The following is an 8,153-nucleotide window of genomic DNA, read 5'->3' as shown; positions in this document are numbered from 1 at the left end:
ACCGTGCCGACCTGCGGGTGGAAGTCGATGCCGCCCGCCATGCCGGCGACGGTCTCGGAGCGGCCCGCCGCGTTGGCGGTGGAATCGACGGAGCCGAACTGGCCGTAGCCCGTGGCCCAGACGCCGTAGCCGCGGCCCGGCTCGACGAACCGGGGGGCGGGCACGGGGGCGCGGTTCGGCATGTCGGCGTCGTAGACCCTCTGCGGCAGGGGGTAGCCCGTCGGGGCGGGCTCCGTGGTGGCCGCATCGGCCCGCGACAGGAGCTGGCTGCTGAAGGCGCGGCCCGAGCGGAGCTGCGGGTCGGCCAGCGACGCGTAGCCCTGGCCGGCGACCCGATCGAGGGTCGCACCGATGCCGGCAGCGCTCTGGCGGTCTAGGACGAGGAGCGCCTGCGGGTTGCTGGCCAGCGCCGCATCTAGGCCGCGCGCCACGTTGGCTTGATTGCCCGTCTGCGCCATGAGTCTGAAGCTCTGCTGCACCAGGGTCACGTAGGCGTTGTTGGCGTCGGAAGAGGCGATCGCGCGGACGAGGAGCGGCAGCGTGCCATTGTCGGTCAGGTTGGCGAAGCTACCGTTCACGCCGCCGGCAGCGGAGAGCACGGTGTAGCGGGTGTTGGGCAGGTAGGTGCCGGCCGCCGCGTTGAAGCTGGCGGTGCCGGCGAGTGTGGCCGTGCCGGTGGCGACGAGGCGGGCGGCCTGGCCATCGGCGGCGATGGCGCTCTGCAGCGTTCCGCTGGCCTGCTGGACGTAGTTGCCCGAGACGGTCAGCGTTCCGTAGGGCGCTGCGGCCGAGCCAGGAGCAACGACGCCGGCGTTGGTGAGGGTGCCGACGACGCTGCCAGTGCCGGCGAGGGCTCCAACTGTACCAACGCTCGTGTTGGCGTTGAGGGTCGAGTTTACCGTGAGAACGCCGCCCGCCACGGTGGCCCCGCCCGAGAAGGTCTGGGTCGAGCCCGATGCCAGGGTCCAGGCGCCATCGGACTGCTGCAGGGTGGTGAAGCCGCCGACGTTGCCAGGAAGCGTGCCGGTGCCCGAGAGGTTCAGGGCGTTAATGCCGAGACCCGTGGCGGCGATGGAGCCGCCGATGGTCGATCCGGTTCCGAGGTTCACTGTGTTGCGACTCGCCGCGACATCCGCGAAGGCGATGTCGCCGGTGATCGCCCCGGTGTTGGTCAGCGTGTGGTTGCCCATGCCGTACTGGACGCTGCCGGCGATGCGGCCCGCATTCGTCGTGGTGCTGTTGCGGCGGTTGGCCGTGGTGGCGTTCTGCGGGTCGGTATCGGTGAAGCGCACGTCGCCGTTGATGACACCGGTGGCGGCGTTGTTGAGGACGCCGTTGCCGGCGCCGTAGACCACGATGGCCTGACCGCCCGCCGGGCCGGTGATCGTGCCGGCATTGGCGATGGTGAAGCTCTGCGCCCGGCCCTGGATGGCGCGGACCCCGGTGCCGGTGCCGGTGATCTGGCCGCCGGCGCGGTTGGTGACGGTCAGCGCCGCGACGTCGTCGTCGGAGTCGATGGCCGCGACCGCCGCCGTGCCGGTCCCGTTGCGCGTCGCCGAGATGGTGCCGTTGTTGGTGATCGCCATGGAGGCGATGTTCTCGCCGGCATAGATGCCACGCGAGATGCCGATGCCGTTCTCGGTCACCGCGATGGTGCCGTTGTTCGTGACCGCCACGTTGGCGAAGTCGGCGCCCGTGGAGTTCGTCAGCACGCCGTAGACGCGGGTCGACGCATTGTTGACCCGGCCCGCCGCGCCGGTGCCCGTGAGGGTGCCGTTGTTGACAAGACTCGTGTTCGACCCCGACAGGTTCACGGTCTTGTTGGTGACCGTGTTGTTAACGGTGAGTTGCGCGCCCGAACCCGTCACCTGGATCAGGCCGCCGACAGCCTGGGTCGAGCCGGCGCCCAGCGTCAGGTCGCCGCCCGCCACCGTGAGGTTGCCGGACAGGTTCTGGACCGAGCTGCTGGCCGTGGTCCAGGCGCTGCCGGCGCCGGTCTGGTTGAGGTTGGTGAAGCCCGTGACCGAGTTCGTGAGGGTACCGGTGCCCGACAGGTTGAGGGTGTTGGTGCCGAGCCTCTGGGCGGTGATGTTGCCGCCGATGCTGGAACCCGTGCCGAGGTTCACCGTGTTCTGGCTCGTCGCGACATCCGCGAAGGTGACGTTACCGGCGATGGCGCCAGTGTTCGTCAGGGTGTGGTTGCCCATCCCGTACTGGATGTTACCGGTAATACGGCCCGCATTGGTGGTGGTGCTGTTGCGGCGATTGGCCTGGGCAAAGAACTGCGGATCGGCATCAATGAAGCGCACATCTCCGGTGATGACCCCGCTGGAATTGTTGGCGAGCGTCGCGTTGCCGGTGCCGAAGACCACGATGGCTTGGCCGCCCGCCGAGCCGGTGATCGTACCGTCGTTCACGATGGTGTAAGCCCGAGCCTGACCCTGGATCGCGCGCACGCCCGTACCGGTGCCGGTGATTTGGCCACCGGCTCGGTTGGTAACTGTGAGGGCCGTGACACCATCGTCGGAATCAATGGCCGCGACGGTAGCGAAGCCGTTGCCGTTGCCGTTGCGGGTCGCCGAAATGGTGCCGGCGTTGGTGATTGCCATGGAGGCGATGTTCCCGCCCGCATAGATGCTACGCGAGCTGAAGCTGCTGTTTTCGGTCACCGCGATGGTACCGTTGTTTGTCACCGTGACGTTGTCGAAGCTGGCACCACTGGAATTACTAAGCACAGCGGAAAATCTTGTTTCGAAAAACCTTATCCTGGCAGCATCGGTGCCCGTGATAGTACCGTTGTTGACAAGGCTTGTGTTTGAACCCGAAAGGTTCACGGCCGTGTTGGTGACCGTGTTGTTAACGGTGAGTTGCGCGCCCGAACCCGTCACCTGGATCCGATCACCGATGGTTTGGGTCGAGCCGGCGCCCAGGGTAAGATTGCCGCCCGCCACAGTGATGCTGCTAACGTTCTGGGTCGAGCCAGCACCGAGGGTGAGATTGCCGCCGGCAACCGTGAGGCTGCCGGATAGGTTCTGGACCGAGCCACTTGCTGTTGTCCAGGCGCTGCCCGCACCGGTCTGGATGAGGCTGCTGAAGCCTGTGACCGTCCCCGTGAGGGTCCCGGTGCCCGTGAGGTTGAGAGTGTTGAAGCCTCCCCCCTGGGCGATGATGTTACCGCCGATGCGGGAGCCGGTGCCGAGGTTCACCGTGTTCAAACTTGGGTCAGGCGGCGTAAGTCCTACAGCAATCGGAATGCGCCTACTTCCAGTGTCGGAAAAGGTGATATCCCCGGAAATAACGCCACTATTATTTAGCGTATGATTGCCCGCTCCGTACTGAATGCTGCCGTTGATGGTACCGAAATTACTAACTGTACTAAATCTGGAAGAAAACGTCGCACCGCTCGGCGGATCGGTCTCGGTAAACCGCACGTCACCGGTGATCACCCCACTAGCATTGTTGGTGAGCGTCGCATTACCGGGGCCATAAACGACAATGGCTTGGCCGCCCGCCGGGCCTGTGATCGCGCCATCGTTGACGATGGTAAAGCTCTGTGCCTGGCCTTGGATGGCGCGGACCCCGGCGCCCGTACCGGTGATCTGGCCGCCGGCCCGATTGGTGACGGTGAGGGCCGCGACGCTGCTATCAGAATCGATGGCCGCAGCCGGCGCGGTGCCGGTGCCGTTGCGCGTCGCCGAAATGGTGCCGCTGTTGATAATCGCCATGGAGGCGATGTTCTCGCCGGCATAGATGCCACGCGAGATGCCATTGCCGTTCTGCGTCACCGCGATGGTTCCGGAATTGGTCACCGTGGTGCTCTCATATTGAGAGCCGGCCGGCGCACTCGAATAGGCACCGTAGACCCGCGTCGTGGCGTTGCCGGCCGGCGCCATGAGAGTGATCGTGCCGGTGTTGTTCAGGGTCGAGCGGTCACCCGCCAGGTTCACGCCGAAATTGTCGCGGTTCAGCGGCGCGGTGTTGCTGATGGTGCCGGCATTGTTGACGACGCTCGTGCCGTTCACCTGCACATTGGTGAAGCTCGGGTTCGTGCCGGCGCTCGTCTGCTGCGAACCGATGGTGGCGCCGGACTGGATGTTGACCGTCAGGCCCGTCACGCCGGCAGGTGCGACGAACCCGTTGGACTGCACGTCCGTGCAGGTCACGGTCTGCCCACTGGTGGGGGTGCCCGGCTGGCACGCCGCCGAGGCTTCGGCGATCGCCAGGGTCCAGACGGGAACGCTCGCCATCAATGAGCGGTGCAGCACCTGACTTTGCCTCGACATCCTACCCCCGAAACCTTGTAGTTGCGCCCAGACCGATTGCTCGTATGCCGGGCGTGCTGGGGAGACGATTGAGGAGCCTCGGGATGGAGTCAAAAAGTAGTTCGTTCCGGCCAACCACATCCGAGAGTTTGAATCCACGCGATGCAAACCGATCACACATTCTTAGCAGGACGAGTTGAGCGGATTCTAAAAACCGAGAAAATCGAGCAATCTGTTGATTATGTACACGCAACAAGATTGGGGTGGCTCGGAAAGCGTTACAGCGCTGACGGCGGGGAAGCCAAGCCCTGTCCGCAACGGCCCGACGATCGGCGTATCTGGACGCAAAAAGGTCGGCCTGCGGCGGGTTTTTCGATCTGACGAGCGGAACGCTTGAGCGAATATGCTCAATCGTGCGTTTGGCGAGCGATGCTGCGCCGGAACCGCAGCGGTCGGGCCCTGGATCGCTTCAAACGCTGCATGCGCGCGATCAGCTTGGATCCTGAGGCGTGCCGAGGCCGTTCCGATCCGCTGGCTCGACGACAACGTTCGGCGGCTTGTCAGGCCGAGGTTCAAGGATGCTTCTCAGTTCCCCGTCTGCGATCTTCCGGGAGGTGTCCGCGGCTGTCGATCCGCCGACACGGTGGGTGCCGGCTCCGGCTTCGGCGGCGCCGCCGGTTTCGCGCTCGGCGGACACCGCTGCACGCCCCTCCGGCGCGATGAGGCCGAGACCGACCGCGTGCTCAGCCATGGCGGAGCTGTCTGCGGCCAGGACGAGGCTGCTTCCAGCGGCCCCTACCGCCGCGGCAAGGCGCTCGATCTCGGCGATGCGGCTTTCGCCACGCGAGACGTTGCGGATGTAGACGGCAAGCACCCGGCCCGGGTGGTCCTTCACCACCTGGGCATAGACCTCCGGGTCGTGCTGCCCGCTGTCGCCGAGCAGGACGACGGGCAGGTCACGGTAGAAAGCCAGCATGTGGCCGATGAGCTCGCGCTTGTGGTGTTCGGCTTTCCGCGGCAGCGGGTGCCGCCAGGACAGGCCCCACTCCCGCAGGAACAGCACCGGCCCCACGGGGATCGCGTGGTGGCGGAAGAACGCGTCCAGCATGTCGTAGATGCCCCACGGCGCCCGGGACACGTAAAGCATTGGGTTGGCTTCATGGCCGGTCGAGCCGTCGTGGAGCGCGCGACACAACGCGGCGGCCCCCGGAAACGCGACGCGGTTCTCGGCGTCGGCCACGAACAGGCGCCAGAGCATCTTGAACTTGTTGGCGACGCCCGTGTGCATGATGGTGTCGTCGATGTCGCTGATGACGACGAGCCGGCACCCGGCGGGCGGGATGTACACCTGCCCCTGCGCGATCACCGGCGGGTCGGCCTCAAGCGTCAGCTCGACGGGATGCCATGCGGTCCCGCTGGGAGGCGCCTCGCGCGGACGCAGGTGGACACGGAAGTAGCCGTCCCGGTCAGTTGCGACGCGCGCCTCCGCCCCGCCGAAGCGCGCCGTGACGGAGGCGCCGGCAATCTTTCGACGACGGATTCGGCGCGCGATGTCGCGTAGGCTCGCTCGGAGTTCGTCGGAGCGCGCAGCCCGATCGGGGTCGGACTGCCGGAACACGCGTCCGATTAGGAAGATCTCTTCGCTCGTCCCGTAGCCGCGGTAGGCCTCGATGACCGTTCCGCCCCGGCCCTGCGCCTTGCGTACGGGACGGGCCGAGAGCGCCAAGAGGCGGACGACGGCCGTTCGCCAGTTGGGCTCCGTCGGGGCGGCGTTCGTCATGTCAGCGCCGCACCGCCTCGACGTCATCGACGTAGATCGAGTCCGGCCCGCACGGGTGCCACGCCTTCTTCGCGTCGGTCTGCCCTTTCCTGCCCCAGCACTGGCCGGCCTGAGCGAGACGACCGCTCAGGCGGTCGCGAAGCGTGCATTGCTCTTTGATGGCAGCCGGATCGCCGGCCCCCTCGCAGCCCTGCGTCGCCTTGAGCTCTGCAGCAAGAAGCTCCGGTACGGTCGGCAGCTGCTGCCCATAGGCGCCGCCAGCGACAAGGATCACAGCGAAGGCAGCCAGGGCAGAGCGCATCGGCACAGGATAGCCGCCAAGGGGGCGTTGTCGAGGATGCTTTCCAGACGAATCGGGTGCGTCACGGAACCGGCGGCGGCACCCACGCTTCACCTGCCAGAATGAGAAGTAGGGGAGCGCAATGATTCCAGACGAGAAGACACCGCCAGCCGGCCTCGACATACCAGCCAAGGGCAAGTCCCTGGTCGAGCCCAAGGGCACCGATGATCCGGCGGAGGCCGGACCGACGTCACCAGGACATGTCGTACCAACCGACGATCAAGGACCGGCCACGGGAGGATACGACGACCATTCACCGAACCGCCACCCGACCAACAAGGAGGGTGGCTACGGCGCAGGCTGAGACAGCCACCTCGCGTCTGGCATGCCACATGCAACGCGCAGTGGGCCCCGTACTGGGGCATCCTCATCCCAAGACCGCCTTCACCCGCCCGGCTCGCGCCGTGGCGGGTTTTTCGTTTCAGGACTTGGGCAGTTGCTTCTCCGACGTGGGGTGCCGCAAGCGCGCCTTGGCTTGCCGCGTCGCGCGTTCCGCACGAACGCCGCCATTCACCTGCGGGGTGCCATCGTAGTCATTGCCGGTCAGCCCGAATGACCCACCGCGCACCACGCCGGGCGCATCAGGAATGCCATTCAGAAAATCGAGCGGCCCGGCTGAGGCAGCGGACGCGCAGAGGACGATGGCGGCGGCAAGGGGGTAACGCATGCCCTGTCCTAGCAGCGTATGCTGGATAGGGCATTAACAGGCCAGCAGGGAGCGCCCCGTCCGCCCGGCTCACCCCGTGGCGGGTATTTTGTATTCATTCTGAAACTCCCGACGAACGCTGCTCGTACCTCCTACCCGCGTGTATGCGCGTCAGGGAACACGTATTGACAGAATCTCAGCCGGTCTCCAGCGCACGCCGCCTTCGTCCCACCCGCGCCTACCGTGCCATCACACGACACACCGATGGGCGCATCATCCACGTCAGAGACATCAGGGCGGACAGCGATGCGGATGCGATCCGGATCGTCATTGAGCGAGGTGCAGATATCCGCACAGACCTTTGGAGCGAGGACGGCCTGGTTCAACGGTTCGGGGTGTCGAGCATGTAGAGCGGAACCACCCGGCCGCCCGACCGTTCACCACCCCCAAGCAAGACCCGACCTTCACCCGCCCGGCTCGCGCCGCGGCGGGTTTTTCATGCGGCTCTTTAGTTGCTCTTGAAACAATCATCTGCGCCAACACGTAGGCCCAGGATACACCCGTACTCAGGAAAATGCCGTTGACCCAACGCTTCTTTTTCGACCTCACGGATGGCCTGACTACCATCCGTGATGACGTTGGTGTTGTGGTCGACAGCCTCAACGAGGCGGTAAAGCAAGCCGAGGAAGTGCTTCAAGAAATGCGTTTCGGAAACGAGCTTTCGAGCCGCGATGAGAGGTGGACCCTGAGCATTCGCGACGCCGTCGGTGAGACGCTGATGCTGCTGTCGGTGGCTCCGCCTGACCCGCCTGCCGAGATGGCATCCTAGACCTACTTGAGATGCACACCTTCACCCGCCCGGCTCCGGCCAGGCGGGTTTTTGATGTCTTATAGGCATATTTCGGCTTTAGTAGTCCTCTGCCGGCTTAAAGACGTAATTTCGGGAATGCATCATATGATAATGGTGGCCTCGTCAATTCATGCGTAATTACCCACCCCCTTGTGCGGGTTGGGTTTCGCTGATTCCTTTGTAGGATGGGCCGAAGCGATCTTGAGCGGCTGAGCCGCGAGGAACTGATCGAGTTGGTGCTGCGGATGCAGCGCCCGACGAAGACCTCGCGCACG

Annotated in this window: 5 protein-coding genes; 1 reads left to right on the top strand and 4 read right to left on the bottom strand. The window is 65.4% G+C overall.

Annotated elements, in window-relative coordinates:
- The 4 genes from MKK49_RS07110 to MKK49_RS07095 form a co-directional block, all read right to left on the bottom strand.
- The coding region (locus tag MKK49_RS07110; RefSeq protein WP_244027367.1) for a beta strand repeat-containing protein at nt 1-4,247 on the bottom strand (4,247 nt) is incomplete at its 3' end.
- Between the two features lie 505 nt (nt 4,248-4,752).
- A complete protein-coding gene (locus tag MKK49_RS07105) occupies nt 4,753-6,042 on the bottom strand; it encodes an App1 family protein (protein ID WP_244027366.1) in 1,290 nt (429 codons plus the stop codon).
- A 1-nt stretch (nt 6,043) separates the two neighbouring features.
- Nucleotides 6,044-6,343, bottom strand: coding sequence for a hypothetical protein (locus tag MKK49_RS07100; protein WP_244027365.1), 300 nt, complete (start codon nt 6,341-6,343; stop codon nt 6,044-6,046).
- 460 nt (nt 6,344-6,803) lie between these two features.
- Nucleotides 6,804-7,049 carry a hypothetical protein gene (locus MKK49_RS07095; protein ID WP_244027364.1) on the bottom strand — a complete coding sequence of 82 codons (246 nt, stop codon included), beginning with the start codon at nt 7,047-7,049 and terminating at the stop codon, nt 6,804-6,806.
- Nucleotides 7,050-7,608: 559 nt separating this feature from the next.
- Between MKK49_RS07095 and MKK49_RS07090 the strand changes: the two genes are divergently transcribed.
- Nucleotides 7,609-7,857 carry a DUF6894 family protein gene (locus MKK49_RS07090; RefSeq protein WP_409565028.1) on the top strand — a complete coding sequence of 83 codons (249 nt, stop codon included), beginning with the start codon at nt 7,609-7,611 and terminating at the stop codon, nt 7,855-7,857.
- Nucleotides 7,858-8,153 lie beyond the last annotated feature (296 nt).

This window comes from Methylobacterium sp. J-090 (assembly GCF_022829345.1).
Taxonomy (GTDB): domain Bacteria; phylum Pseudomonadota; class Alphaproteobacteria; order Rhizobiales; family Beijerinckiaceae; genus Methylobacterium.
Note: the sequence above shows the minus strand (reverse complement) of the source record. Positions and strands in the feature narration are given on the sequence as shown.

Bases quoted from the DNA above. Each gene is read 5' to 3' on its own strand.
- MKK49_RS07105 (WP_244027366.1), bottom strand. From the start codon at position 6,042: ATGACGAACGCCGCCCCGACGGAGCCCAACTGGCGAACGGCCGTCGTC.
- MKK49_RS07100 (WP_244027365.1), bottom strand. From the start codon at position 6,343: ATGCGCTCTGCCCTGGCTGCCTTCGCTGTGATCCTTGTCGCTGGCGGC.
- MKK49_RS07095 (WP_244027364.1), bottom strand. From the start codon at position 7,049: ATGCGTTACCCCCTTGCCGCCGCCATCGTCCTCTGCGCGTCCGCTGCC.